The 26,468-nt window shown below is 64.2% G+C and carries 22 protein-coding genes and 1 riboswitch; of the genes, 9 read left to right on the top strand and 13 right to left on the bottom strand.

Features of this window, described 5'->3' with window-relative positions; genetic code table 11:
* Nucleotides 1–136: 136 nt before the first annotated feature.
* The 9 genes from FBZ93_RS23145 to FBZ93_RS23185 form a co-directional block, all read right to left on the bottom strand.
* Nucleotides 137–1,363: an ABC transporter substrate-binding protein gene (locus tag FBZ93_RS23145; RefSeq protein ID WP_050426330.1), complete on the bottom strand. Its 1,227-nt coding sequence runs from the start codon at nucleotides 1,361–1,363 to the stop codon at nucleotides 137–139.
* A 160-nt stretch (nucleotides 1,364–1,523) separates the two neighbouring features.
* Complete coding sequence (locus FBZ93_RS23150) at nucleotides 1,524–2,750, bottom strand: ABC transporter substrate-binding protein (RefSeq protein WP_146988807.1); 1,227 nt, start codon at nucleotides 2,748–2,750, stop codon at nucleotides 1,524–1,526.
* 241 nt (nucleotides 2,751–2,991) lie between these two features.
* Entirely contained in the window at nucleotides 2,992–4,218 is a 1,227-nt protein-coding gene (locus FBZ93_RS23155; RefSeq protein ID WP_146988809.1) for an ABC transporter substrate-binding protein, read from the bottom strand.
* A 118-nt stretch (nucleotides 4,219–4,336) separates the two neighbouring features.
* Entirely contained in the window at nucleotides 4,337–5,566 is a 1,230-nt protein-coding gene (locus FBZ93_RS23160; RefSeq protein WP_146988811.1) for an ABC transporter substrate-binding protein, read from the bottom strand.
* A 90-nt stretch (nucleotides 5,567–5,656) separates the two neighbouring features.
* The gene (locus FBZ93_RS23165; RefSeq protein WP_146988813.1) at nucleotides 5,657–6,679 is read right to left on the bottom strand and encodes a branched-chain amino acid ABC transporter permease; all 1,023 of its coding nucleotides are present in this window, start codon (nucleotides 6,677–6,679) and stop codon (nucleotides 5,657–5,659) included.
* A gap of 2 nt (nucleotides 6,680–6,681) precedes the next feature.
* Nucleotides 6,682–7,560: a branched-chain amino acid ABC transporter permease gene (locus FBZ93_RS23170; protein WP_024581729.1), complete on the bottom strand. Its 879-nt coding sequence runs from the start codon at nucleotides 7,558–7,560 to the stop codon at nucleotides 6,682–6,684.
* 13 nt (nucleotides 7,561–7,573) lie between these two features.
* The gene (locus FBZ93_RS23175; RefSeq protein WP_050426335.1) at nucleotides 7,574–8,287 is read right to left on the bottom strand and encodes an ABC transporter ATP-binding protein; all 714 of its coding nucleotides are present in this window, start codon (nucleotides 8,285–8,287) and stop codon (nucleotides 7,574–7,576) included.
* Nucleotides 8,284–9,081: an ABC transporter ATP-binding protein gene (locus tag FBZ93_RS23180; protein ID WP_050406254.1), complete on the bottom strand. Its 798-nt coding sequence runs from the start codon at nucleotides 9,079–9,081 to the stop codon at nucleotides 8,284–8,286. The genes FBZ93_RS23175 and FBZ93_RS23180 overlap by 4 nt, the downstream gene beginning before the upstream one ends.
* Before the next feature lie 69 nt (nucleotides 9,082–9,150).
* Nucleotides 9,151–10,017 carry an IclR family transcriptional regulator gene (locus FBZ93_RS23185; protein ID WP_074131934.1) on the bottom strand — a complete coding sequence of 289 codons (867 nt, stop codon included), beginning with the start codon at nucleotides 10,015–10,017 and terminating at the stop codon, nucleotides 9,151–9,153.
* Between the two features lie 180 nt (nucleotides 10,018–10,197).
* Here FBZ93_RS23185 and FBZ93_RS23190 point away from each other — a divergent pair, with 180 nt between their 5' ends.
* The 6 genes from FBZ93_RS23190 to FBZ93_RS23215 all read left to right on the top strand — a co-directional run bounded on the left by FBZ93_RS23190 (nucleotide 10,198) and on the right by FBZ93_RS23215 (nucleotide 18,852).
* Entirely contained in the window at nucleotides 10,198–12,294 is a 2,097-nt protein-coding gene (locus FBZ93_RS23190) for a 3-hydroxyacyl-CoA dehydrogenase NAD-binding domain-containing protein (RefSeq protein WP_146988815.1), read from the top strand.
* A gap of 174 nt (nucleotides 12,295–12,468) precedes the next feature.
* Nucleotides 12,469–14,154 carry a dicarboxylate--CoA ligase PimA gene (pimA, locus tag FBZ93_RS23195; RefSeq protein WP_146988817.1) on the top strand — a complete coding sequence of 562 codons (1,686 nt, stop codon included), beginning with the start codon at nucleotides 12,469–12,471 and terminating at the stop codon, nucleotides 14,152–14,154.
* A complete protein-coding gene (locus FBZ93_RS23200) occupies nucleotides 14,151–15,338 on the top strand; it encodes an acetyl-CoA C-acyltransferase (RefSeq protein WP_146988819.1) in 1,188 nt (395 codons plus the stop codon). The genes pimA and FBZ93_RS23200 overlap by 4 nt, the downstream gene beginning before the upstream one ends.
* A 175-nt stretch (nucleotides 15,339–15,513) precedes the next feature.
* Nucleotides 15,514–16,704, top strand: coding sequence for a pimeloyl-CoA dehydrogenase large subunit (pimC, locus tag FBZ93_RS23205; RefSeq protein WP_146988821.1), 1,191 nt, complete (start codon nucleotides 15,514–15,516; stop codon nucleotides 16,702–16,704).
* A gap of 82 nt (nucleotides 16,705–16,786) precedes the next feature.
* Nucleotides 16,787–17,932, top strand: a complete 1,146-nt coding sequence (gene pimD / locus FBZ93_RS23210) for a pimeloyl-CoA dehydrogenase small subunit (RefSeq protein WP_146988822.1) — start codon at nucleotides 16,787–16,789, stop codon at nucleotides 17,930–17,932.
* A gap of 146 nt (nucleotides 17,933–18,078) precedes the next feature.
* Nucleotides 18,079–18,852 (top strand): SDR family NAD(P)-dependent oxidoreductase, encoded by a 774-nt coding sequence (locus FBZ93_RS23215; RefSeq protein ID WP_146988824.1) that lies wholly within the window; start codon nucleotides 18,079–18,081, stop codon nucleotides 18,850–18,852.
* Nucleotides 18,853–19,040: 188 nt separating this feature from the next.
* On the opposite strand, the gene FBZ93_RS23220 is transcribed toward FBZ93_RS23215, so the two are convergent.
* Nucleotides 19,041–20,234, bottom strand: coding sequence for an O-succinylhomoserine sulfhydrylase (locus FBZ93_RS23220; RefSeq protein ID WP_146988826.1), 1,194 nt, complete (start codon nucleotides 20,232–20,234; stop codon nucleotides 19,041–19,043).
* Between the two features lie 75 nt (nucleotides 20,235–20,309).
* Nucleotides 20,310–20,389, bottom strand: a riboswitch (SAM riboswitch).
* A 133-nt stretch (nucleotides 20,390–20,522) separates the two neighbouring features.
* Here FBZ93_RS23220 and FBZ93_RS23225 point away from each other — a divergent pair.
* The 3 genes from FBZ93_RS23225 to FBZ93_RS23235 all read left to right on the top strand — a co-directional run bounded on the left by FBZ93_RS23225 (nucleotide 20,523) and on the right by FBZ93_RS23235 (nucleotide 24,484).
* Nucleotides 20,523–21,629: a 2'-deoxycytidine 5'-triphosphate deaminase gene (locus FBZ93_RS23225; RefSeq protein WP_074126373.1), complete on the top strand. Its 1,107-nt coding sequence runs from the start codon at nucleotides 20,523–20,525 to the stop codon at nucleotides 21,627–21,629.
* A 233-nt stretch (nucleotides 21,630–21,862) separates the two neighbouring features.
* A complete protein-coding gene (locus FBZ93_RS23230) occupies nucleotides 21,863–22,912 on the top strand; it encodes a hypothetical protein (protein WP_146988828.1) in 1,050 nt (349 codons plus the stop codon).
* A gap of 129 nt (nucleotides 22,913–23,041) precedes the next feature.
* A complete protein-coding gene (locus FBZ93_RS23235) occupies nucleotides 23,042–24,484 on the top strand; it encodes an MATE family efflux transporter (protein ID WP_146988830.1) in 1,443 nt (480 codons plus the stop codon).
* Between the two features lie 181 nt (nucleotides 24,485–24,665).
* Here the strand turns inward: FBZ93_RS23235 and FBZ93_RS23240 are convergent, their stop codons facing one another.
* From FBZ93_RS23240 to FBZ93_RS23250, 3 genes are all read right to left on the bottom strand, one after another.
* Nucleotides 24,666–25,082 carry an SRPBCC family protein gene (locus tag FBZ93_RS23240; RefSeq protein ID WP_146988832.1) on the bottom strand — a complete coding sequence of 139 codons (417 nt, stop codon included), beginning with the start codon at nucleotides 25,080–25,082 and terminating at the stop codon, nucleotides 24,666–24,668.
* 125 nt (nucleotides 25,083–25,207) lie between these two features.
* A complete protein-coding gene (locus FBZ93_RS23245; protein ID WP_146988834.1) occupies nucleotides 25,208–25,567 on the bottom strand; it encodes a VOC family protein in 360 nt (119 codons plus the stop codon).
* 56 nt (nucleotides 25,568–25,623) lie between these two features.
* Entirely contained in the window at nucleotides 25,624–26,463 is an 840-nt protein-coding gene (locus FBZ93_RS23250) for a helix-turn-helix transcriptional regulator (protein ID WP_146988836.1), read from the bottom strand.
* Nucleotides 26,464–26,468: the final 5 nt, after the last annotated feature.

The raw sequence follows: 26,468 nt of genomic DNA on the forward strand, positions 1-26,468 counted from the left end.
TGCCAGGCAAAGCGTAAGCAGGCATCGCGCGGGGCCGGCCGGCGAGCCGCCGCCATGGTCAATGAAAAGGCCAATGAAAAAGCCCCCCGCGACGGTATCGCAGGGGGCCGTTGTCAGTCGACCGTCGGCGCGACAATCAGCCGCCGACGTCTGCGCTGATGACCTCGCCGAACAGTTCCCATTTCTCGCCCTTGAATTTCATCAGCTGCAACTGGCTGATCGGGGCGAAATCGTTCGCGGCGGTATTGATCTTGATGCCGGGCAGCAGCACTTCGGTGCGGAAATCCTGCAGGCTCGCCGCCTGCTTCATGATGTTCTCGCGGGTCAGGTTGTCGCCGCACTGCTTGAGCACCTGGACCAGCGTCTGCGCCACGCCGAAACCGACCACGGTGCCGCCGTCGAGCTTGTCGCCCTCGGGGAAGTCCTTGGCCATGAAGGCGTAGAATTCCTTCATGCCGGGATCGTTGTCCCATTGCTTGTCGGAGGCATCCTTCAGATAGGCGGCGGAGATGATGTCCTGCGCGTTCTCGAAGCCGGCCGGTTTGATCACGCTGCCGACCGAGGCCGACACGTTGTTGAGGAAGTGGGTCGGCTTCCAGCCGATCTCGGCGACCTTCTTGATCGCCTGCGCCGCGAATTTCGGCGTCGCGATGTCGATGAAGACGTCGGCGTTGCTCGCCTTCAGCTTGACGATGTTGCTGTCGATGGTCGGCTGGGAGGTCTCGAAGCTCTCCTCGGCGACGATCATGCTGGCGGCCTTCTGGCCGAGGCCGTCCTTCAGGCCCTTCAGATAGTCCTTGCCGTAATCGTCGTTCTGGTAAAGCACCGCGATCTTGGCGTTCGGCATGTTCTTCAGGATGTACTTGGCGTAGATCTGGGTCTCGCTCTGGTAGTTGGGCTGCCAGCCCATGGTCCAGGGAAAGTCCTTCGGATCGTTCCACTTGGTGGCGCCGGTCGCGACGAACAGCTGCGGCACCTTCTTGGAGTTCATGTACTTCTGGATCGCCGAGTTCGACGGCGTGCCGAGCGAGTTGAAGATCAGCAGCACCTCGTCGCTTTCGACCAGCTTGCGGGCCTGCTCGACGGCCTTGGGCGGCGAGTAGGCGTCATCGTAGGAGATGAAGTTGATCTTGCGGCCGTTGATGCCGCCGGCGTCGTTGATCTTCTTGAAATAGGCGGCCTCGGTGCGGCCGATGATGCCGTAGGCGGAGGCGGGGCCGCTGTAGGGCATGATGTTGCCGATCTTGATCTCGGTGTCGGTGGCGCCGGTGTCGTATTTCTTCTGGGCCAGCGCAGCGCTGCCGGATGTCGCGACGAGCGCTAGCGCGGCCCCGAGGACCGCAAGTCTTGTGGTAGCGGACATTGATGTCTCTCTCCCTGTTGTCAGACGAATGTGTCGCGGCCCCTTGTTTCGAGGGCTCTGTTATTTGACTGCAATGATTACCATTTCAGGCGGCCCGTCTCAATGAAAAGCCCCTGCGACAACGCCGCAGGGGCCGCGTCTTTAGTCGGCAATTTGAGGGTTAACCGCCGACGTCGCCGCTCAGGATGTCGCCAAAGCGGTCCCAGGTCTCGCCCTTGAAGCGCATCAGTTGCAGTTGCGAAAGCGGCGCGAAATCGGTCGCCGAGGTATTGACCTTGATGCCCGGCAGCAACCCGTCGAGCTCGAGGTCGCGGATGCTGGCGGCCTGCTTCATGATGTTCTCGCGCGTCAGATTGTCGCCGCACGCCCGCAGCACATGCTCGAGGCCCTGCGCGACGGTGTAGGCGTACATCACGGACGCGTCGGCGCGGTTTGCGTCGGGGTAGTACTTATCCAGGAATTCGTTCCAGGCGATCATTCCCTTGTCGGTCTTCCACTGCGGATCGGTCGGATCCTTCAAATATTGCGACGAGATGATGCCTTGGGCGGCCTCGAAGCCCGCCGGCTTGATCACGCTGCCGATCGAGGACGAGACGTTGTTGAGGAAGTGCAGCGGATGCCAGCCGAGCTCATTGTTCTTCTTGATCGCCTGCGCCGCGAATTTCGGCGTGGTGATGTTGAAGAACACGTCGGCGCCGGTGGCCTTGAGCCTGACGATGTGGGAATCGATGGTCGGCTCCGTCACCTCGTAGCTGTCCTCGGCGACGATCATCGACGCCGCCTTGCTGCCGAGCCCGTCCTTGAATCCCTTCAGGTAGTCCTTGCCGTAGTCGTCGTTCTGGTAGAGCACCGCGATCTTCGCGTCCGGCTTGTTCTTCAGGATGTACTTCGCATAGATGATCGACTCGCTCTGGTAGTTGGGCTGCCAGCCCATGGTCCAGGGAAACTCCTTCGGATCATTCCACTTGGTGGCGCCGGTGGCGACGAACAGTTGCGGCACCTTCTTCTGGTTCATGTATTTCTGGATCGCCGAGTTTGGCGGCGTGCCCAGCGAATTGAAGATCAGCAGCACCTCGTCGCTCTCGACCAGCTTGCGCGCCTGCTCGACGGTCTTCGGCGGCGTGTAGGCGTCGTCGTAGCTGATGAAGGTGATCTTGCGGCCGTTGATGCCGCCTTCGGCGTTGATCTTGCGGAAATAGGCGTCCTCGGTCTTGCCGATCACGCCATAGGCGGAAGCCGCTCCGCTATAGGGCATGATGTTGCCGATCTTGATTTCGGTGTCGCTGGCGCCGGTGTCGTACTTCTTCTGGGCAAGCGCCGCGCTGCAGGATGCGGAGACGAGCGCGAGCGCCACGGCAATTGCCGCCAGATGTCGTGTTGCAGACATGCGGTTTCTCTCCCTGATGGCAGATGATGTGTCGCGGCCCCCTGTTTCGAGGGCTCATTGTTGTCAGCAAAAGCTATCATCTTACCTGGGGCGTCTCAACGAAAAGCCCCCGCGGCATGGCCGAAGGGGCTGCGTCTTTAGTCGCGCTCGCCGATCTGCCCGAGTCAACCGCGGAGATTGCGGTGAGTGCTGGCGACGCTGTTGAGTTGAGCGCGCGGATGCCGACGGCAGTCCGCGAAGATCAGTTGCTCAGATTGCTCGAAATGATGTCGCCGAACAGCTCCCACTTCTCGCCCTTGAAGCGCATCAAGCGCAATTGCTTGATCGGTGCGAAGTCGGTCGCCGAGGTGTTGATGCTGATGCCGGGCAGCAGCGTGTCGGGGACATAGTCCTTCAGGTTCGCGGCCTGCTTCATGATGTTGGCGCGGGTGAGGTCGTCGCCGCACATCTCCAGCACGTGCACCATGGTTTGTGCGGCGGCGTAACCGTAGGAGGTGGCGCCGTCGAGCTTGTTGGCGTCGGGATAATCCTTCTTGAGGAAGGCGAGGAATTTCTGCATGCCGGGATCCTGAGTCCATTGCGGATCGGCGCCGTCCTTGAGATAGGACGCCGACAGGATGCCTTGCGAATTTTCGAAGCCGGCCGGCTGCATCACGCCGCCGACCGAGGCCGAGACGTTGGCGACGATCTGCAGCGGCGTCCAGGCGATTTCGGCGGCCTTCTTGATCGCCTGTGCGGCAAATTTCGGTGACGTGACGCTGATGAACGTATCGGCGCCGGCGGCTTTCAGCTTGACGATGTGATTGTCGATCGCGGGTTCGGAGGTTTCATAGGCCTCCTCGGCGACGATCATCGACGCCTTGTCGCCGAAGGCGTCCTTCAGGCCCTTGAGGTAGTCCTTGCCGTAGTCGTCATTCTGGTAGAGCACGGCAACCTTGGCGTCGGGCTTGTGCTTCATGATGTATTTTGCGTAGACCCGCGCCTCGTCCTGGTAGGACGGCTGCCAGCCCATGGTCCATGGATAGTTGTTGGGGTCGTTCCACTTGGAGCCGCCGGAACCGATGAACAGCTGCGGCACCTGCTTCTCGTTCATGTACTTTCGGATCGCAGCGTTGGTTGAGGTGCCGATCGAGCCGAACACCAGCAGGACCTCGTCGTCCTCGACCAGCTTGCGGGTTTGCTCCACGGTCTTGGCCGGCGAGTAGCCGTCGTCATAGCTGATGAACGTGATCTTGCGGCCGTGGATGCCGCCGGACTCGTTGATCATCTTGAAGTAGGCCGCCTCGGTCCTGCCGATCACGCCATAGGCGGAGGCGGGGCCGCTGTAAGGCGCGGTGTTGCCGATCTTGATCTCGGTGTCGCTGGCCCCGGTGTCGTACTTCTTCTGCGCCAGCGCGACATTGCAGCTCGTCAGGATCAGAGCGAATGCGGACAACAGCGCCGTCAGGGACGGACGTGCGGAAGTCATGGTTTCCCCACCTCGGGTTCTTCGTTTCGGGTATTCAATACCATCGGCGCGGGGCGTCAACAAAAAGCCCCCGCGACTGGTATCGCGGAGGCTGTTGTTTTATTCCCGCAGTGCAACGTCACTGCGAGGGGACATCGCCGGAAATGATGTCACCGAACAGCTCCCACTTCTGGCCCTTGAAGCGCTGCATTTGCAGCTGGGCGATCGGGGCGAAGTCGGTGGCCGAGGTGTTGATCTTGACGCCTGGCAGCAGGGTGTCGGGCGTGAAGTCCTTCAGGCTCGCCGCCTGCTTCATGACGTTGGCGCGGGTGAGATCGTCGCCGCACATTTCCAGCACCTTGGCGAGCGTCTGCGCGGCGCCATAGCCGTAGACGTAGCCGCCGTCGGTCTTGTCGGCGCCCGGCATGTACTTGTCGAGAAACTCGGCCCACTTCTTCATGTTCGGATCGTTGGCCCACTGCGGATCGGCACCGTCCTTGGCATAGGCTGCCGATAGCACGCCCTGGGAGTTGTCGAAGCCGGCCGGCTGCATCACGCTGCCGACCGAGGCCGACACGTTGGTGATGATCTGCAGCGGCTTCCAGCCGAGCTCGGCGGTCTTCTTGATGGTCTGGGCGCCGAATTTCGGCGTCGTGTAGATCAACAGCACGTCCGGATTGGCGGCCTTGATCTTGACGATGTGGCTGTCGATCGACGGCTCGGAGATCTCGTAGCTCTCCTCCATGATGATGCTCGTGGCGGCCTTGGCGCCGAAACCGTCCTTGGTGCCCTTGAGGTAGTCTTTGCCGAAGTCGTCGTTCTGATAGAGGATCGCGACCTTCGCGTCGGGCTTCTCCTTCATCAGCCATTTGGCGTAGATCTGGGCTTCGCTCTGGTAGCTCGGCTGCCAGCCCATCGTCCACGGGAAGTTCTTCGGATCGTTCCACTTGGTGGCGCCGGTGGCGACGAACAGCTGCGGGATCTTCTTGGAGTTCAGGTATTTCTGGATCGCGGTGTTGGACGGCGTGCCGAGCGGGTTGAAGACCAGCAGCACTTCGTCGCTCTCGACCAGCTTGCGCACCTGCTCGACTGCCTTGGGCGGCGAATAGGCGTCGTCATAGCTGACGAAATTGACCTTGCGGCCGTTGATGCCGCCGCGGTCGTTGATCATCTTGAAATAGGCTTCTTCGGTCTTGCCGATCACGCCGTAGGCGGAGGCTGGTCCCGAATAGGGGATGATGTTGCCGACCTTGATCTCGGTATCGCTTGCGCCGGTGTCGTATTTCTTCTGGGCGAATGCGGCGGTGGACGTCACGGCAACAGCTGTGATCGCCGCGGAAATCGCGGCGATCCGAACGGTAGAAAGCATAATGTCTCCTGGTTTGGTTCTATAGGCTCTTAACTGGTTTGAGCATGATCTCTTTCGGAAAACCGCTTCGCACTTTTCCGGATCATGCCCTTAGTTCTTCTTGAGCTTTGCGGCCAGTTGCTGGGCAACGATCGCAACCTGCCTGGCGCCGTGCGGCACGAGGAAGATGACGAGGAACAGCAGCACGCCGAACACCGCGCCGGAAAGGCCCTTGGAGATGCCTTCCGCGATGTTCGGCACGAAGATGATGAAGGCGGAGCCGACGATCGAGCCGGGCAGCCAGCCGACGCCGCCGACCACCATGCCGAGGAACAGCGAGATCGCGAGCTGGATCGTGTAGCCGTCGGGCGCCACGAACTGCACCGCGATGGCGCCGAGACCGCCGGCAACGCCGGTGATGCCGGCCGAGACGCCGAACGCCAGCGTCTTGTACAGCGCGACGTCGACACCCATCGCGGACGCCGCGATCTCGTTGTCGCGGATCGCCATGAAGGCACGGCCGGAGCGCGAGCGCAGCAGGTTCACCGAGGCGACATAGATCGCGATCGTGACCACCAGGGTGAAGTAGTACAGCCACATGTCCTGCGACAGCGGCAGGCCGAACGGCGCGTCCGGCTTGGTGACGACGAGGCCCTGCACGCCGCCGGTCCAGTGCTCGAAATAGCCGAGCTTGAGCAGCTGCGGCATCGCGGTCGCGAGCGCGAAGGTCGCGAGCGCCAGATAGACGCCGGAGAGCCGCAGCGCCGGCTGGCCGAACAGGAAGCCGAAGCCGAAGCAGACGATGCCGGCGATCGGCAGCGTGAGGGCATAGTTCATGCCCGCATGCTCCATCAGGATCGCCGAGGTGTAGGCGCCGACGGCGTAGAACGCGCTCTGGCCGAGCGAGAACTGGCCGCTTCCGCCGGTCAGGATGTTGAGCGCCAGCACCGCAAGGCCGTAGATCAGAAGCATCGTCATCTGGAAGATGATGAAGTTCTTCACGAACAGCGGGATCAGGACCAGCGCGGCGAGCACGACGAGCGAGGTGCCATAACCCAGCGTCATGGCGCGCTTGGGCACGGCCTCGACGGCCTGGCCCTCGGTGACGACTTCGACTTCTTCAGCGGCGCTCATGATCAAACTCGCTTGACGATGGCGCGGCCGAACAGGCCTGCCGGTTTCACGACCAGGACGACAATGATCAGCGCAAGCGCGATCGGAAGTTTCAGCTCATTGCCGACGCCGGGGATGTAGGTGCCGACCAGGTTCTCGAAGATGCCGACCAGGAAGCCGCCCATCACAGCGCCGAACGGCGAGCTCAGGCCGCCGAGCACGGCTGCGGCAAATCCGTAGATCAACACGCCGAGCATCATGTTCGGCTCGAGGAACACCACGGGCGCGATCATCATGCCGGCGATCGAGCCGATCGCCGACGCCATGCCCCAGCCGAGCGCGATCATCCACGAGGTGTTGATGCCGACGAGGCGGGCCGATTCAGGCAGCGAGGCGGCCGCGCGCATTGCAAGACCGACCCGGGTGAAGCGGAAGAAGAAGAACAGCAGCAGCAGCATCAAGAGCGTGATGCCGATCATGCCGGCCTGGTGGGTCGAGATCAGCTGGCTGCCGAGGAACGGCGAGGAGCCGAACGGCGTCGGATATTGCTTGATCGTGAAGTCCCAGATCAGGCCGGCGACCGAGTTGATGATCGCATACAGCGCGATGAAGCCGGCGACGTTGGTCAGGATCGGTGCCTTGGCCAGCGGCTTGAACAGCAGTCGCTCGATGACGATGCCGGCGGCGAACGAGAAGGCGACGGTGAGCACGAAGGCGCCCCAATACGGCACGCCCCATTGCATCAGCTGCCAGGACACGAAGGTCGAGAACATCGCCATTTCGCCCTGGGCGAAATTCAGATGGTCGATGGCCTGGTAGATCATCACGACCGCGAGCGCCATGCAGGCGTAGATCGCGCCCGTGGCGATGCCGGCCAGGACCTGGTTGGCAAAAAGCTCCATTGTGCCAGCTCCCTCAGTAGCCGAGATAGGATTTGCGGACGTCTTCGTTGTTCGCGATGTCCTTGGCATTGCCCGACATCACGATCCGTCCGGTTTCGATCACATAGGCCTGGTCGGCGAGCTCTAGCGCGAGCTGCGCATTCTGCTCGACCACCAGGATGGTCACCTTTTCCTCGCGATTGATCTTGCCGAGGATGCGGAACAGGTCGCGCACGATCAGCGGTGCGAGGCCGAATGACGGCTCGTCGAGCAGCATCAGGCGCGGCCGCAGCATCAGCGCGCGCGCCACCGCGAGCATCTGCTGCTCGCCGCCGGACAGCGTGCCGGCCTGCTGGGTGTAGCGCTGCTTCAGCACCGGGAAATGCTCGTACATCCGCTCGATGTCGGAGCCGATGGCGCCCTTGTCGGAGCGGCTGATGGCGCCGAGCTGCAGGTTTTCCTCCACCGTCATGTTGGTGAAGGTGCCGCGGCCCTGCGGCACATGGGCGATGCCGAGCCGGACCACGTTCTCGGTCGAGCGCGTGCCGATCGGCTTGCCCTCGAACTCGATCGCGCCGGTCGAGCGCACCATGTTGCAGATCGCCCGCAGCGTGGTGGTCTTGCCGGCGCCGTTGGCGCCGAGCAGCGTGGTCAGCGAGCCCTCGTTGAGGGAAAAGCTGAGGCCGTGCAGGGCCTGGACCTGGCCGTAATAGGCGCGCAGGTCCTTGACGTTGAGCATCGCTGTCATTGGTCCTTGCTCCCCAGATAGGCCTTGATGACGTCGGGGTCGGCCTGGACCTGGGCCGGCGTGCCTTCGGCCAGCTTGCGGCCGAAATTGAGCGCGACGACGTGGTCGGCGATCGACATCACGAGTCCCATGTGATGCTCGACCAGCAGCACCGTAATTTTACGGTCATCGCGGATTTTGCGGATCAAATCGCCGAGCACGTAGACTTCCTCGTGATTGAGGCCGCCGGCCGGCTCGTCGAGCAGCAGGATCTTCGGATCTGCGGCCAAAGCGCGCGCCAGTTCGACGCGCTTCTGGGTGCCGAACGGAAGTCCCGAGACCACGGTGTGGGCGACGTCCTCGAGATCGAGATAGCCGAGGATGTCGTGCACCTTCTTGTTCATGTCACTCTCGCCGCGGCGGACCCAGGCGAGGCGCAGCGAGTCGCTGACGATGTCGCTCGAGGTGCGCGCATGGGCGCCGACGCGGACATTGTCGATCACGGACAGATTGGGAAACAGCGCGACGTTCTGGAAGGTGCGGCCGATGCCGATCTCGGCGATCCGGTGCGGCGGCCGCGACAGGATGCTCTTGCCTTCCATCAGGATGTCGCCGGACGACGGCTGGTAGAGCCGTGACAGGCAATTGAACAGCGTCGTCTTGCCGGCGCCATTCGGCCCGATCAGTCCGAGGATCTGTCCATGGCGCATGTCGAACGACACGCCATTCAGTGCGATGATGCCGCCGAACACGACGCTGACGTCGCGAACCGCGAGCAGAGGATCATTCCCCTGCGCGAGCTGTGCCTGCGTCATCTCGTCTCGCCCGCCGTCTTCGAGCGGTGCGAGCGGCCCTGCGATGCGTTTCGCTGGACGTGATGGAGGCTATCTGATCCCCTCGGCCAAACGTGCAACTTTCCCTCCTACTCTGGTCTTTTTGCGTTCTTCTTTTTTGGATTGCGGCGCCATTCCACCGAGCGCCTGCTCGATGTTCCTTACCATCGCGACAAGACGAGGTCCAATGTCGTTGAGCAATCTATCTTCCGTGAAGCGGAATGCCGGCGCGCCGCAATTGAAGGCGTAAGGACCGGTTCCGTCGTTCAATCTCAATGCAACGCCGACCGCGGCGACGTCGTTCTGCCAGTCGCCGGTCGACATGGTGAAGCCGTGCTTCGCCACCGTCTCGCCGGAACGTTCGATGCCGTCGCGCATCTTGGCCCAGCGGCTGCCATAGTGATCCCGCAGCTCGCGTAATAAAGCTGCGCGCTCCTCGGGTGGCAATGCCCAAATATAGGCACGTCCCATCGCGGTGGTCGCGATCGGCACGCGCGAGCCGACGTCGAGCTGCACGCCGAGCGCCAGGCCGTTCCGGCTCTGGCCGAAATAGATCATGCTGTGACGGTCACGGCCACCGACGGCGACGGCGCCGCCGGTCGCGCGCATCACTTCTTCTCGATAGGGTTCGGACAAATGCCGAACGCCGAGATTGGCGAGCGCGGCATAGCCCAGCGCCATCGCCGACGGCGCGAGCTGATACTTCTCGAATTTCGGTACAGGTGTAAGGTATCCCAGCTTGGTCAGCGTGTAGGTCAGCCGGGAAATGGTTGGCTTCGGCAACTTGGTGCGGGCGGCAATCTCCTGATTGCCGAGCAGCCCGTCATTGGGTTGAAATGCGCGCAGGACGTCCAGTCCGCGGGAAAGCGCGACGACGAAATTGCGATCGGTCGCTACCTTCTTGCTGGCGCGCTTCATGCCGATCCTTGTCCTGCCCTTGTCATGCTCGTTGACAAGGCTCGTGCTTCAAAATAACCCTCCGTGTCAAGATGTGGAATTAAATTTCGCAGTGCGAAATTGGTCTAATCGTAGCGGCTCAACGCAAGTCGTGCAGCTACTCAACACAAGTTCAAGAACAAGCATCCAGGGAGAGTCCCGGTGAGTGAAGTCGTCAAGCTCGAACGTCATGACAATATTGCCGTTGTCACGGTTAACAGTCCGCCCGTGAATGCGCTCAGCGCTGCGGTGCGCGGCGGCATCTTCGAGTGCATCAAGGCCGCGATCGATGACGCGCAGGTCCAGGGCATCGTGCTGACCTGCGCCGGCCGCACCTTCATCGCCGGCGCCGACATCACCGAATTCGGCAAGCCGCCGAAGCCGCCCGGCCTCGCCGAAGTGCTGAGCCTGATGGAAAGCTCGCCGAAGCCGATCGTTGCCGCGATCCACGGCACCGCGCTCGGCGGCGGCCTCGAGGTCGCGCTGGCCTGCCACTACCGTGTCGCCACCAAGGACGCCAAGCTCGGTCTGCCCGAGGTCAAGCTCGGCCTGCTGCCGGGCGCCGGCGGTACCCAGCGCCTGCCGCGTGCGGTCGGTCCCGAACTCGCGGTCAAGATGATCGTCGGCGGTGACCCGATCAGCGCGGACGCGGCACTCAAGGCCGGCCTGATCGAGGAGATCGTGGAAGGTCCGGCGTCGGGCGGTGAGGCGTTTGCGCGCAAGGTGGTCGCCGAGAAGCGCCCGCTCCGCAAGCTGCGCGATGACGACTCTAAGCTCGCGGCGGCCAAGGCCGATCGTTCGATCTTCACCAATGCGGTCGCTGCGCTGACCAAAAAGTCGCGCGGCCTCGAGGCGCCGTTCGCCGCTGCCGACGCCGTCGGCGCCGCGATCGACCTGCCGTTCGAGGAAGGCCTGAAGAAGGAGCGCGAGGGTTTCCTCAAGCTGATGAACGGCGACCAGTCCAAGGCGCAGCGCTACGCCTTCTTCGCCGAGCGCGAGGCGGCCAAGATCTCCGGCGTCCCCGAGGGCACCAAGGGCCGCAACGTGGCGCGCGTCGCCATCCTCGGCGCCGGCACCATGGGCGGCGGCATCGCGATGTCGTTCGCCAATGCCGGCATCCCGGTCACCCTGATCGAGACCGGCGAGGAGCAGCTCAAGCGCGGCATGGGCATCATGCAGAAGAACTACGAGGCGACCGCCGCGCGCGGTGGCATCCCGGCGGACGCGCCCGCCAAGCGCATGGCGCTGATCAACGGCGTCGTCGGGATCGAGAACGTCGGCGACGCCGACCTAGTGATCGAGGCGGTGTTCGAGACCATGGCGGTCAAGAAGGAAGTGTTCGGCAAGCTCGACCAATACGCCAAGCCGGGCGCGGTGCTGGCCTCCAACACCTCCTATCTCAACATCGACGAGATCGCGCAGTCGACCAAGCGTCCGCAGGACGTGCTCGGCATGCACTTCTTCTCGCCGGCCAACGTCATGAAGCTGTGCGAGATCGTGCGCGCCGACAAGACCGCGCCCGACGCGCTGGTGACCGCGGTGTCGATCGCGCGCAAGATCGCCAAGGTGCCGGCCGTGGTCGGCGTCTGCGACGGCTTCGTCGGCAACCGCATGCTGGCGCAGCGCGGCAAGCAGTCCGAGAAGCTGTTGTTCGAGGGCGCGCTGCCGCAGCAGGTCGACGCCGTCGTCACCAAGTTCGGCATGCCAATGGGCCCGTTCGCGATGGGCGATCTCGCCGGCCTCGATATCGGCTGGCGCTCGCGCAAGGATCGCGGCATCAAGTCGGAAATCGCGGACGCGCTGTGCGAAGCCGGCCGTTTCGGCCAGAAGACCGGCAAGGGCTACTACAAGTATGAGCAGGGCTCGCGCGCGGCGCTGCCCGATCCGGAGGTCGAGAAGCTGATCGACGAGACGCTGGCGCGCCTCGGCCGCAAGAAGCGCGTCGTCACCGACGACGAGATTCTCGAGCGGATGATGTACCCGATGATCAACGAAGGCGCGAAGATCCTCGCCGAAGGCATCGCGGCACGTCCGTCCGACATCGACGTGGTCTGGCTCTATGGCTATGGCTGGCCGATCTATCGCGGCGGCCCGATGTTCTGGGCCGACAGCGTCGGCCTCAAGCACATCGCCGATCGCCTGGCGTTCTACGCCAAGGAGACCAACGATCCCTCGCTCGAGCCGGCGCCGCTGCTGAAGAAGCTCGCCGACGAAGGCAAGACCTTCGCCTCGCTCGCCGCGGCGTCGAAGGCGGCGTGATTGGCTTCCTGGCCACGGACTCGCTGGTAGGGTTCCCTCCCCCCTTGCGGGGGAGGGTTAGGGAGAGGGGTGGCCGCATCGGCACTGCCCGAGTGGTACCCCTTCCCCCAGCCCCTCCCCGCAAGGGGAGGGGAGCCCGCGCAGCGGGGTCACCTCACGGATGCAAGACCTTTCATGACCTACCCCGGCGAACGATATTATCCCAAGGGCGTGCAGTGGAGCGACGAGATCACGCGCGGCACGCTGCCGGACTTGCTATCGACCGCTGCGGCCGAGTTCGGCGCGCGTCCGGTGCTCGAATTCCGCGACCGGCAGATCAGCTACAGCGAACTTGAGTCCCTGGTCGAAACCGCGGCTGCCGCCTTCATGCGGGCCGGCTACGGCAAGGGCACCTCGGTCGCGCTGTTCCTCGGTAATTCGCCGGATCATCCGATCAATTTCTTCGGTGCGCTGAAGGCCGGCGCCCGTGTCGTGCACCTGTCGCCGCTCGACGGCGAGATCGCGCTGTCGCACAAGCTGTCGGACTCCGGCGCGCGCGTGCTGGTCACCAGCAACCTCTCGGCGCTGTTGCCGACTGCGCTGAAATTCCTCGCCAAGGGTCTGCTCGACCGCCTGATCGTCTGCGAGGACGACAATTGGGGCAAGGTCGGCACGCCGCAAACCGCGTTGCCTGACAATCCCGCGATCATCACGCACCGTCAGTTCATCGATGGCGCGACCAAGCCGCCGCAATGGCCCGCGGTCGACGTCGAGGACGTCGCGCTGCTGCAATATACCGGCGGCACCACCGGCCTGCCCAAGGGCGCCATGCTCAGCCACGGCAATCTCACCGCGGCGGTGTCGATCTACGATGTCTGGGGCAAGCCCGGACGGCTCGAGCGCAATGCGATCGAGCGCGTGATCTGCGTGCTGCCGCTGTTTCACATCTACGCCTTGACTGTCGTGCTGCTGTCGGTGATCCGGCGCGGCCATCTGATTTCGCTGCACCAGCGCTTCGATGTCGAGGCCGTGATGCGCGACATCGAGGTCAAGCGCGCGACGGTGTTTCCCGGCGTGCCGACGATGTGGATCGCGATCGCCTCGCTGCCCGATCTCGACAAGCGCGATCTCTCCTCGCTGGTGGTCGCCGGCTCCGGCGGCGCGCCGTTGCCGGTGGAAGTTGCCAAGATCTTCGAGCGCCGCGTCGGCATGAAGCTGAAGAGCGGCTGGGGCATGACCGAGACCTGCTCGCCCGGCACCGGCCACCCCAAGGAAGGCCCGGAGAAGCCCGGCTCGATCGGATTGATGCTGCCCGGCATCGAGATGGACGTGGTGTCGCTGGAGGATTCCACCAGGGTGATGCCGGTCGGCGAGGTCGGCGAAATCCGCATCCGCGGCCCGAACGTCACCAAGGGCTACTGGAACAGGCCGGCGGAGACGGCAGAGGCCTTCGTCGGCGACCGCTTCCTGACCGGCGACATCGGCTACATGGACGCCGACGGCTATTTCTATCTGGTCGACCGCAAGAAGGACATGATCATCTCCGGCGGCTTCAACGTCTATCCGCAGATGATCGAGCAGGCGATCTACACCCATCCTGCCGTGCAGGAGGTGATCGTGATCGGGATTCCCGACGATTACCGCGGCGAGGCGGCAAAAGCCTTCATCAAGCTGCGCGACGGCGAGAAGACGTTCCCGATCGACGAGCTGCGCGCGTTCCTCACCGGCAAGGTTGGCAAGCACGAATTGCCGGCCGCGGTCGAGTTCGTCGACGAACTGCCGCGTACCCCGGTCGGCAAGCTGTCGCGTCACGAACTGCGCCAGCAACAGCCGAAGACTTCTCAGACCAAATCACAACAGACTGCAGGATCCCGTTCATGACCGACGCCGTCATCGTCTCCACCGCCCGCACGCCGATCGGCAAGGCCTATCGCGGCGCGCTCAATGCCACCGAAGGCGCGACCCTGCTCGGTCACGCGATCGGCGAGGCGGTGGCGCGGGCCAAGGTCGATCCGAAGGAGATCGAGGACGTCGTGATGGGCGCGGCGATGCAGCAGGGCGCGACCGGCGGCAACATCGCGCGCAAGGCGCTGCTCCGCGCCGGCCTGCCGGTGACGGTTGCGGGTACCACCATCGACCGGCAGTGCGCCTCCGGCCTGCAGGCGATCGCGCTTGCCGCGCGCTCGGTGATCTTCGACGGCGTCGAGATCGCGGTCGGCGGCGGCGGTGAATCGATCTCGCTGGTGCAGAACGACAAGATGAACGCGTTCCACGCCCAGGATCCGGCGCTGCTCAAGATCAAGGGCGAGGTCTACATGCCCATGATCGATACCGCCGAGATCGTCGCCAAGCGCTACAACATCTCGCGCGAGAAGCAGGACGAGTACGGCCTGGAAAGCCAGCGCCGCACCGCGGCCGCGCAGCAGGGCGGCAAGTTCAAGGACGAGCTGGCGCCGATCACCACCATGATGGCGGTGACCGACAAGGCGACTGGCACTGTTTCGATGAAGGAAGTGACGCTGTCGCAGGACGAAGGTCCGCGGCCCGAGACCACGGCCGAGGGGCTCGCGAGTCTCAAGCCGGTGCGCGGCGAGGGCTTCACCATCACCGCCGGCAATGCCAGCCAGCTCTCGGACGGCGCCAGCGCCTCGGTGATCATGAGCGACAAGGAGGCGGCCCGGCGCGGGCTGCAGCCGCTCGGCATCTTCCGCGGCTTCGTCTCCGCCGGCTGCGAGCCGGACGAGATGGGCATCGGCCCGGTGTTCGCGGTGCCGCGGCTCTTGAAGCGCCATGGCCTCAAGGTCGACGACATCGACCTCTGGGAGCTCAACGAAGCGTTCGCGGTGCAGGTGCTGTACTGCCGCGACAAGCTCGGCATCGATCCGGAGAAGATCAACGTCAATGGCGGCGCGATTTCGGTCGGCCATCCCTACGGCATGTCGGGTGCGCGGCTCACCGGCCACGCGCTGATCGAAGGCCGCCGCCGCAAGGCCAAGTACGCCGTCGTCACCATGTGCGTCGGTGGCGGCATGGGCGCGGCCGGCCTGTTCGAGGTGTTGCAGTAACGATGTCGTCCCGGCCAAGCGAAGCGCGAGCCGGGACCCATACGCCGCGGCCATCGTAAGGGGCAGGGCGGCAGCCGGTTTTGCCAGTTACAGCGGCCGGTGGTTATGGGTCCCTGCTTTCGCAGGGACGACGGAGAGGGTTAAAAGAGCAATTGAACTTCAAAAGGAGGATCCGATGGATCTCGCTTTCACCAAGGAAGAGATAGCGTTTCGTGAGGAGGTACGTGAGTTCTTCAAGAACAACGTGCCGCCGGAGACCCGGCGCAAGCTGCAGGAAGGCCGCCATCTGTCGAAGGACGAGATGGTCACCTGGTGGCGCATCCTCAACAAGAAGGGCTGGGGCGTCACCCACTGGCCGAAGGAATTTGGCGGCACCGGCTGGACCACCGTGCAGCACTACATCTTCAACGAAGAGCTGCAATCCTATCCGGCGCCGCAGCCGCTCGCCTTCGGCGTCAGCATGGTCGGCCCGGTCATCTACACCTTCGGCAACGAGAGGCAGAAGAAGGAATATCTGCCGCGCATCGCCAATGTCGACGATTGGTGGTGCCAGGGCTTCTCGGAGCCGGGCTCCGGTTCGGACCTCGCGTCGCTGAAGACCACGGCCGAGCGCCGCGGCGACAAATGGATCATCAACGGCCAGAAGACCTGGACCACGCTCGCCCAGCACGCCGACATGATCTTCTGTCTCTGCCGCACCGACAAGAACGCGAAGAAGCAGATGGGCATCTCCTTCATCGTGTTCAGCATGAAGTCGAAGGGCGTCACCGTGCGTCCGATCCAGACCATCGACGGCGGCCACGAGGTCAACGAAGTGTTCTTCGACGACGTCGAGGTGCCTTACGAGAACCTGATCGGCGAGGAGAACAAGGGCTGGGATTATGCAAAATTCCTGCTCGGCAATGAGCGCACCGGCATCGCCCGGGTCGGCGTCTCGAAGGAGCGGCTGCGCCGCATCCGCGCGCTGGCTTCCAAGGTCGAGTCCGGCGGCCGTCCGGTCATCGAGGATCCGGCCTTCCGCGAGAAGCTCACCGCCTGCGAGATCGAGCTGAAGGCGCTCGAGCTCACCCAGCTCCGCGTCGTCGCCGACGAGGGCAAGCACGGCAAGGGCAAGCCCAACCCGGCGTCCTCGGTGCTCAAGATCAAGGGCTCGGAAATCCAGCAGACCACCACCGAGCTGCTGATGGAGATCATCGGCCCGTTCGCCGCGCCCTATGACGAGCACGGCGACGCCGGCTCGAACGAGAGCATGGATTGGACCGCGCAGATCGCGCCGAGCTACTTCAACAACCGCAAGGTTTCGATCTACGGCGGCTCCAACGAGATCCAGCGCAACATCATCAGCAAGGCCGTGCTGGGGCTTTGATGCTCTCCCTCTCCTCGTTCTTCGCGGGGAGAGGTGAAAAGCTCCCGGTTTCGGTAACGACTTTCAGTTTAAGGGAACGAACATGGATTTTGATCTGTCCGAGGAGCAGCGGCTTCTCAAGGAAAGCATCGACGGGCTTCTCACCGATGCCTACGACTTCGATGCGCGCAAGAAGTACATGAAGGAGAAGGGCGGCTGGAGCAAAGCGCTCTGGGGCAAGCTCGCCGAGCAGGGCCTGCTCGGTCTGCCCTTCGCCGAGACCGATGGCGGCTTCGGCGCCGGCGCGGTCGAGACCATGATCGTGATGGAAGCGCTCGGCAAGGCGCTGGTGGTCGAGCCGTATCTCGCCACCGTCGTGGTCGCCGGTGGTTTCCTGCGCCATGGCGGCTCGGCCGAGCAGAAGGCCAAGTACATCCCGGGCATCATCGACGGCAGCAAGACCTTCGGCTTCGCCCAGCTCGAGAAGAACTCGCGCTATGACCTGTTCGACGTCGTGACCACGGCGAAGAAGAAGGGCAGTGGCTGGGTGATCGATGGCGAGAAGTTCGTCGTGCTCAACGGCGAGAACGCCGACACGCTGATCGTCACCGCGCGCACCAAGGGCGGCCAGCGCGACAAGACCGGCATCGGCGTGTTCCTGGTTCCGGCGGATGCCAAGGGCGTCACCCGCAAGGGCTATCCGACCCAGGACGGCCTGCACGCGGCCGACATTACCTTCACCAATGTCGAAGTCGGTGCGGATGCTGCGATCGGTGATCCCGAGAACGGCCTGCCCCTGATCGAGCGCGTCGCGGACGAAGCCCGCACCGCGCTGTGCGCGGAAGCGGTCGGTGCGATGGACCAGTCGCTGAAGGACACCGTCGAGTACATCAAGACCCGCAAGCAGTTCGGCGTTGCGATCGGCTCGTTCCAGAGCCTGCAGCACCGCGCCGCCGACATGTTCGTGGCGCTGGAGCAGGCCCGCAGCATGTCGATGTTCGCGACCATGGCGTCGGACTTCAGCGATGCCAAGGAGCGTTCGTCCGCGGTTGCCGCCGCCAAGGTGCAGGTCGGCAAGTCGCTGAAGTTCGTCGGCCAGCAGTCGATCCAGCTGCACGGCGGCATCGGCATGACCATGGAAGCCAAGATCGGCCACTACTTCAAGCGGCTGACCATGATCGAGAACACGCTCGGCGACACCGACTATCACCTCCGTCGCGTCAGCGAGGGCGGCGGGCTGTTGGCGTAGGCACCACCGTCATTCCGGGGCTCGCGAAGCGAGAACCCGGAATCTCGCGCCACAACCTCTGGATTCCCCGATGCGCGATTGCGCATCTGGGGTTCGCGACTGCGTCGCGCCCCGGAATGACTGCAAATAACAGGGAGGCAACAACAATGAAGAACACCCCGTTCGATCTCACCGGCCAGGTCGCGGTCGTTACCGGCTCGAGCCGCGGCATCGGCCGCTCCTCGGCGGAGCTTTTGGCAAAGCTCGGCGCCAAGGTCGTGATCTCCTCGCGCAAGGCGGATGCCTGCCAGGAGGTCGCCGACGGCATCAAGCAGGCCGGCGGTGACGCGCTCGTCATCCCCTGCAACATCGCGCGCCGCGCGGAGGTCGAGGGGCTGATCTCCGGCACGATCAAGCACTACGGCAAGATCGACATCCTGGTCTGCAACGCCGCGGTGAATCCCTATTACGGCCCGCTGCTCGACATCACGGACGAGGCCTTCGACAAGATCATGGGCTCCAACGTCAAGAGCAACATCTGGCTCTCCGCACTGGCGATCCCGCAGATGGCCGAACGCGGCAAGGGCTCGGTCGTCATCATCTCCTCGATCGGCGGACTTCGGGGTTCTACGGTGATCGGCGCCTACGGCATCTCCAAGGCGGCCGACTTCGCGCTGTGCCGCAGCCTCGCCGGCGAGTGGGGCCCGAAGGGCGTGCGGGTCAATTGCGTGGCGCCGGGCCTGGTGAAAACCGATTTCGCCCGCGCGCTGTGGGAAGACCCGGACAATCTGAAGCGCCGCACCGCGTCGACACCGCTTCGCCGCATCGGCGAGCCCGACGAGATCGCCGGCGCCGTAGCCTATCTCGCCTCCGACGCTTCGACCTTCATGACCGGCCAGACCATTGTGGTCGACGGCGGCGTGACGACGGCGGCGACTTAAAGCATGATGATCTTTGCTTGAATCGTTTTGGCCGCGCGCTCGCTTTACCTCTCCCCATTGGGGAGAGGTCGATTTGCGAAGCAAATCGGGTGAGGGGCCGCAGCTCTAACGAGAGACCGTAACCCCTCACCCGGCGCTACGCGCCGACCTCTCCAAGGGAGAGGTGAACCTCCGCTGCCGATCCAGGTTTAGACCCGCTCCAGCGCGCGCTCGAAATCCTCGATCAGGTCGTCGGGATGCTCGAGCCCGGCGGAGAAGCGGATAAAGCCTTCGCTGATGCCGAGCTCGGCGCGGGCCTCCGGCGCCAGGCGCTGATGCGTCGTGGTGGCGGGATGCGTGACCAGGCTCTTGGCATCGCCGAGATTGTTGGAGATGCGCGAGATCTTCAGCCCGTTGAGGCAGCGGAACGCGCCGGCCTTGCCGTCCTTGACCTCGAAGCCGACCAGCGTCGAGCCGGCGCCCATCTGCTTCTTCACCGTCGCAGCCTGCGGATGATCGGAGCGGCCGGGATAGACCAGCCGCGTGATCTTCGGATGCTTGGCCAGTGCCTCGGCGATCTTAGCCGCGTTCTCGGTCTGCGCGCGGACGCGGACGCCGAGCGTCTCCAGTCCCTTCAGCAGCACCCAGGCGTTGAACGGCGACAGCGACGGGCCGGTCTGGCGCATGAAATTATGGATGTGCTCGGCGATGAAGGCTTCCGACGACAGGATGATGCCGCCGAGGCAGCGGCCCTGGCCATCGATGTGCTTGGTCGCGGAATAGACCACGACGTCGGCGCCGAGCGACAGCGGGCTCTGCCAGATCGGGGTTGCGAACACGTTGTCGACGATCAGCCGGGCGCCGCCGCTATGCGCGATCTTGGCGATTTCAGCGATGTCGAGCACGTCGAGCGTCGGGTTGGTCGGGCTCTCCAGGAAGAAGGTCTTGGTGTTCGGCCGCAAGGCGCGCTGCCACTGGTCGAGGTCGAGGCCGTCGACCAGCGTCGTCTCGATGCCGTAGCGCGGCAGCAGGTCCTGCACGACGTAGAGGCAGGAGCCGAACAGGGCCTTCGACGCCACCACGTGATCGCCGGCCTTCAGCGGCGCGAGGATCGCGGTCGTCACCGCGGCCATGCCGGTCGCGGTCGAGCGCGCGGCTTCGGCGCCCTCGAGCTCGATCATGCGGCGCTCGAACATCGCAATCGTCGGATTGGAATAGCGCGAATAGATGAAGCCGGGATCCTGGCCCTTGAAGCGCGCCTCGCATTGCTCGGCGGTGTCGTAGACGTAGCCCTGGGTGAGAAAAAGCCCTTCCGACGTCTCCCCGAATTGCGAGCGGAGCGTGCCGCCGTGGACGAGGCGGGTTTCGGGACGGAAGCGGGCGGTACCTTCAGATTCAGACATGTGACCTCCGAAGTGGCCATTTCCCTCGGAAATAGCCACAAAAAAACCGGCCTGGAGAAACCTCCACAAGCCGGGATCACACTGTCCCCGGCCTGTTTAGCGACTTATTTAACGTGGCTGCAAGCCGGCCGGCTCAAATCACCACGGGATAAGTGCAGCTGATATTCCCTCGCGCCCTTTCCGTCAAGACGGTCATCGGATAACCCGTAAAAGCCCATATTTTGGGGCTTGATGGCCGCGGAGAGTATGATTTTGGGCCATCTCGAGGGATCGCCGAGGGACCGTATCGTGTCGTTCACGCTGGAAGATGAATCCAACGGAATCCTGCCCGACCGCATGATCGCGGAGATGGCGGAGGCCGGCCTCATCCTGCCCGCCTACGACTTTGTCGAGAGCCAGATCCAGCCGGCGAGCCTCGACCTGCGCCTCGGCGACATCGCCTACCGCGTCCGCGCCAGCTTCCTCCCCGGGCCCGACGCCACCGTCGCCGAGCGGATCGACCAGCTCAAGCTGCACGAGATCGATCTCTCCGACGGCGCGGTGCTGGAGACCAATTGCGTCTACATCGTGCCGCTGCTGGAAAGCCTGGCGCTGCCGCCGGAGATCGTGGCCGCCGCCAACCCGAAGAGCTCGACCGGACGGCTCGACGTCTTCACCCGCGTGATCGCCGACGGCACCCGCCGCTTCGACATGATCGGCGCCGGCTATCACGGCCCGCTCTATGCCGAGATCTCACCGAAGACGTTTCCCGTGCTGCTGCGCGAGGGCTCGCGGCTCAGCCAGGTCCGCTTCCGGATCGGCGAGGCGACCTTGACCGCCGACGAGCTCGATGCGCTGCACGCCGCCGAGCGGCTGGTCGATGCCGACAATGCCGATCTCACCCATGGCGTCGCGCTGTCGGTCGATCTTTCCGGCGAGAGCTCGGGCGGCTTCGTCGGCTATCGCGCCAAGCGCCACACCGGCGTGGTCGATGTCGATCGCCGCGGCGGCTATGCGGTCGACGATTTCTGGGAGCCGATCAAGGCGCGGCCTGACGGCAGCCTGATTCTCGATCCCGGCGAGTTCTACATCCTGGCCTCCAAGGAAGCCGTGCAGGTGCCACCGGACTACGCCGCGGAGATGGTGCCGTTCGATCCTTTGGTCGGCGAATTCCGCGTCCACTATGCCGGCTTCTTCGATCCCGGCTTCGGCTATGCCGGCGCCGGCGGCAAGGGCGCGCGCGCCGTGCTCGAAGTGCGCTCGCGCGAAGTGCCGTTCATCCTCGAGCACGGCCAGATCGTCGGTCGTCTGGTCTATGAACGCATGCTCGAGCGTCCCGACGCGCTCTACGGCCAGCGCATCGGCTCGAACTACCAGGCGCAAGGCCTCAAGCTCTCCAAGCATTTTCGCGTGTAATTCCGCTTCGCGCGGCGCGCGCGTGTAATTCCGCACGCCGGATTTCGCGCCATTCTCCGCCGTCATTCCCCGCGAAAGCGGGGAATCCAGTACGCAGCGGCCTCTCGATCGACAGCGACTGTCTCTGGAATATCGGATCGCTCGATTAAGTCGGGCGATGACGGTGTGTGTGTTGGTTGCGCCGTCTCCTCGGCGATGACACATTCCGGCAAACAACAACAGCGGGAGCAAACATGACCGATGGTCAGGACGCGCGCGAGGCGCAGTGGCGGAAGTGGCGCAGCGTCGCCGATCTCTATCACGCCTTCTTCACCGGACTGATCCTCACCGTGGTCACACGGCGCGGCACGACTGATGCCGCCGAGTTCGTCTTCCGCGTGTTTCGCCGCCAGCAGCAGGAGCGCTTTCTGCCCGGCCTGAAGAAGCTCGGCCTCGACGGCCTGCCGCCGGCGGTCGCGGCTGCGCAATATCACTATCTCTCAAACTGGATCGGCGGCGTGCATGTCGAATACATGTACGAGACCGACCGCAAGGCCTGGATCCGCTATCCGCCGCCGCGCTGGATCTGGAAGGGCACCGCGATCTGCGGCGTGCCGGGCGAGGTCTCGCGCGCCATGCTGCGCGGCTGGCACGCCAACAACGGCGTTGCGCTCGGCGATCTCAGGCTCGGCTTCGTCTGCACCAAGCAGAGCGTCGACGGGCAAGATGGGCTCGAGGGCTATTACTGCGAGTACGATCATCCGCTCGAGCTCGACCAGCGCCTGGTGTTCGCGCGCCATCTCGAGGCGCCGGCGTTTGATGCGAAGACCACACCGGCGCTGCCGGTCGACAGCTGGCCGCGTCAGCGGCTGGAGAAGGCCTATCGCAACTACGCGATGGAATATGTGAAGACGGCCGCACCGGTCATCGTGCAGGTGTTCGGGCCTGAGGATGCGAGCTATCTGCTGCATCTCACCGGCAGACTGATTGGCATGCAGTATTTCGACGAGGTCGCGCAGGCGATCGGCGGCAGCCGTGGCCGTGCCACGGAATTTGCCGCATTCCTGCGCAGTCTCTTCGAGTCGCAGGATGATGTCGCTGAGATCAGCGAATCCGAAGGCCAGTTCGAAATCCGCCAGCAGGGCTGGAAGCTGATGGCCGACGTCGCCGATTATCATCCGGCCTGCGCCAGCGTGCTGACAGGGCTGCTTGAGGGCCTGGCAGCCGGCTGCGGACGGCATATTCCGGTGCATCTGAAGCCGAACAGCACCGCCGGCGCGCCGTTCGTGTGGTCGATCGGCTAGATCAGAGGTTCACTCGGGTTCACCTGCAATCGCGCAGGCCCCCCTTGCGTCCCGCGCACGTGGAATCCGTCGCTGCCATGGTAGGGAAACACCATGGCGCGGCTCCCCAGATCGCGCGTGGGAGTGAAAATGTCCGATCTCGGCCTCGCCGAAATACCTGTCGACGAACAAGAGCGGCCGCTGCCGCCGCCGGTGACCAAGCCGGCGCGCAACGCGTTGCTCGACGGACCGATTCTGCGCACGCTGTTGTGGCTGGCCTGGCCGAACGTGATCGCGCTCTCCGCCGGCACCTGCGTCGTCATCGCTGAAACCTCCTATATCGGCCGGCTCGGCGTCGAGTCGCTCGCGGCAATGGCGCTGGTGTTTCCCTGCGTGATCCTGACCATGACGATGTCCGGCGGCGCGATGGGCGGCGGCGTCGCCTCCGCGATCGCGCGCGCGCTCGGCGCCGGTGAGATCGAGCGCGCCTCGACGCTGGCGATGCATGCGCTGCTGATCGGGTTGACGTTCGGCGTCACCTTCATGCTGGGCATGCTGATCTTCGGTCCGCGCCTGCTCGAACTGCTCGGCGGCCGCGGCAATGTGCTGGCACAGGCGATTGCCTATACGCAGGTTTTCTTCGGCGGCGCGATCCTGCCCTGGCTGATGAACACGATGGCCGGCATCCTGCGCGGCACCGGCAACATGAAACTGCCGTCGACCATGATCCTGTCCTCGGCGGTGTGGCAGATCATGCTGGGCGGCACGCTCGGGCTCGGCCTCGGGCCGGTGCCGCAATTCGGCATGCGCGGCGTCGCCGCGGGCTCGCTGATCGCCTATTCGATCAGCATCAGCGTGATGGGCTGGTATCTGTTCTCGGGCCGCGCCCGCGTCAAGCCGAAACTCAAGGGGCTGCGCGTGCAATGGGCGATGTTCATCGACATCCTCAGGGTCGGCGCCGTCTCCTGCTTCTCGCCGCTGCAATCGGTTCTGACGATCTCGATCTTCACCCACATGCTGGCGCAGTTCGGCACCGCGGTGCTCGCCGGCTACGGCATTGGCGCGCGGCTGGAATTCATGCTGACCTCGGTCGCGTTCGCGGTCGGTATCGCCTCGGTGCCGATGATTGGCATGGCTGTTGGCGCTGAGCGCGTCGCGCGCGCCCGGCGCATCGCCTGGACCGCGGGCACGGTGTCGTTCCTCTCGGTCGGCGTGGTCGGCAGCTTCATCGCCGTGTTCCCCGATCTCTGGGTCAACCTGTTCACCAGTGATCCGCATGTGCGCGCGACCAGCCATCAATATCTATCGACCGCCGCGCCGATGTACGCCTTCATCGGCTTGGCGATGTCGATGTATTTCTCCTCGCAGGGCGCCGCGAAGGTGCTGGGCCCTGTGCTGGCGCAGACCGCGCGGCTGATCTTCATCGGCACCGGCGGCTGGTGGCTGTCGACGCATGAGGCGAGCGCGCAAAACTTCTTCGCACTCGCCGCCGCCTCGATGGGTGTGCTCGGCGTGCTCTCCTGCCTCAGCGTGATCCTGACGCGTTGGGGCAAGTCCGCGCCGGTCGCGAACGTGCAGCCGGCGCTGTCTTAAATCTATTGGACCCGTCATCCTGAGCAGCGCGCAGCGCGTCTCGAAGGATCGACGGCCCCGATGCTGCGACATGCGCTCGTGGCAACGGTCGGGCTGTCGCCCTTCGAGACGGCCGCTTCGCGGCCTCCTCAGGGTGACGGTCATCGTTTGAATGCACGGCCGATCGCGCGACCCGGCAATGTCACGCCGCGTTCTTTTCCCTGGCCGATTTCGCCAGCGCGGCCTGCATCGCGGCCGCGCCGAGGTTCATCTGCGCGTTCATGTAGGGCGCGATCTCGTGCGGCAGCACATCGGCGATCCACACCACCCGGCAGCGCGCGTCGCCTTCGGCGAACACCTGCACCGAGGCGGAATGCTGCTTCAGCCGTTCGCTTGATATCGCATAGACCAGCCGTCGTCGCTTGTCGTCGCAGTCGACCAGCGTCTCGCGCGCCACGGTGCCGTTGCTGAAAGTGACGGTGCGGACGTCGCCGTCGAGCTGCGTGTCGGTAACGAAGCCCGGCACCAGCCGCGTATGCAGCGCGCCGAAATCGCGCAGCGCGTCCCAGACGTGGTCGGCCGGCGCGTCGATCGGGATGTCTTTTTGAATGGAGGCCATGGGATTGGGTCCTTGCTGTTTGGCTGGGAAAGGCCGTCATTGCGAGGGAAGCGAAGCAATCCATGTCGCAGCGGAGTGAAGCGTGGATTGCTTCGTCGCTTCGCTCCTCGCAATGACGATTGAGGTCAGGTCGACACCGCCTCGACATTGTTGCCGTCGGGGTCGAGCAGGAACGCCGCGTAGTAGGTCGGGCTATAGTCCTTGCGATGGCCGGCCGCGCCGTTGTCCTGGCCGCCGGCCTTCAGGCCTTCGGTGTGGAATGTCTTGATCGCGTCGTGGCTCGGCGCGCGGAATGCGATATGCGCGCCGCCTTGCGCCTTGCCCTTGTGCAGATGCAGCCAGAGCGCGGGCTCGCCCTTCGGGCCGAAGCCCGCGCCGCTGTCGTCGCGCGAGCACAACACGAAGCCGAGCGGCGCCAGCACCGCGGTGTAGAAGCGCACGCTGGCGTCGAGGTCGGCGACGCGCAATCCGATATGGTCGTACATGATGAGGTCTCCAGTCGCTTGGCGCGTCGACGGACGCGCGGACCGGAGGAGCCTAGCTATTGCAGCGCAAGGCGTTCTTGGAGAATCTTGCGGTCGCCACGGGAGGCCTGGCGGAACTTGAGCGGCGAGGCACCGGCGGCGCGGTGGAAGCTGCGCACGAAATTGGAGAGATCGCCGAAGCCGACGTCATAGGCGATGTCGGTGACCGGGCTGTCGTCATCCACCAGCCGCCGCGCCGCATGGCGCAGCCGCGAGCGCACGAGATATTGATGCGGGGTGACGCCGAGCACCGCGGAGAACAGCCGCAGGAAATGGAAGCTGCTTAAGCCAGCCTGTTCGGCTGCATCGTCGAGATCGATCTGGTGATGCGAATTGGCGTCGATCCACAGCGCCGCCTCAACGGCCCGACGGCGATCGCGCAGGCCGGCGGTGAGAGGCTTTGCCTTGCGGTCGGACACCAGATCGACAAGGCGGCTGGCAAGGATGTGGCCGACCTCGTCGAGTCCGACATCGCTGTTGCCACCTGCCGCCGTTTGGGCGAGCTCCCCGATCACCATCAATTCCGGCAGCGGCGGCACCGAGCCGACCTGCCAGACGTCCGTGCGGTCGCCGATCGTCTCGACCAGCTCGGGGTCGAGGAAAAACGACAAGCACTCGTCGCCGACCACATGGTCGTGCGTGCAGGTGTATTCGTCGCCGGGATGGCCGACCAGGATCGAGCCTGCCACCAGCTCATGAAAGCGGCCGCGGCAATGGCAGCCGAAGCTGCCGCTGCGCACATAGGACACGGAATGGCAGGCGAACTGCTCGGCAAACGGTTTGTCGCCGGGCTCCGCCGTGCAGCGAAACTCGTTCACCGTGATGCGATCGCGCTGCAACAGCGTGGTCCGGGTCATATCCC

The organism is Bradyrhizobium macuxiense (assembly GCF_007993935.1).
GTDB classification, from domain to species: domain Bacteria; phylum Pseudomonadota; class Alphaproteobacteria; order Rhizobiales; family Xanthobacteraceae; genus Bradyrhizobium; species Bradyrhizobium macuxiense_A.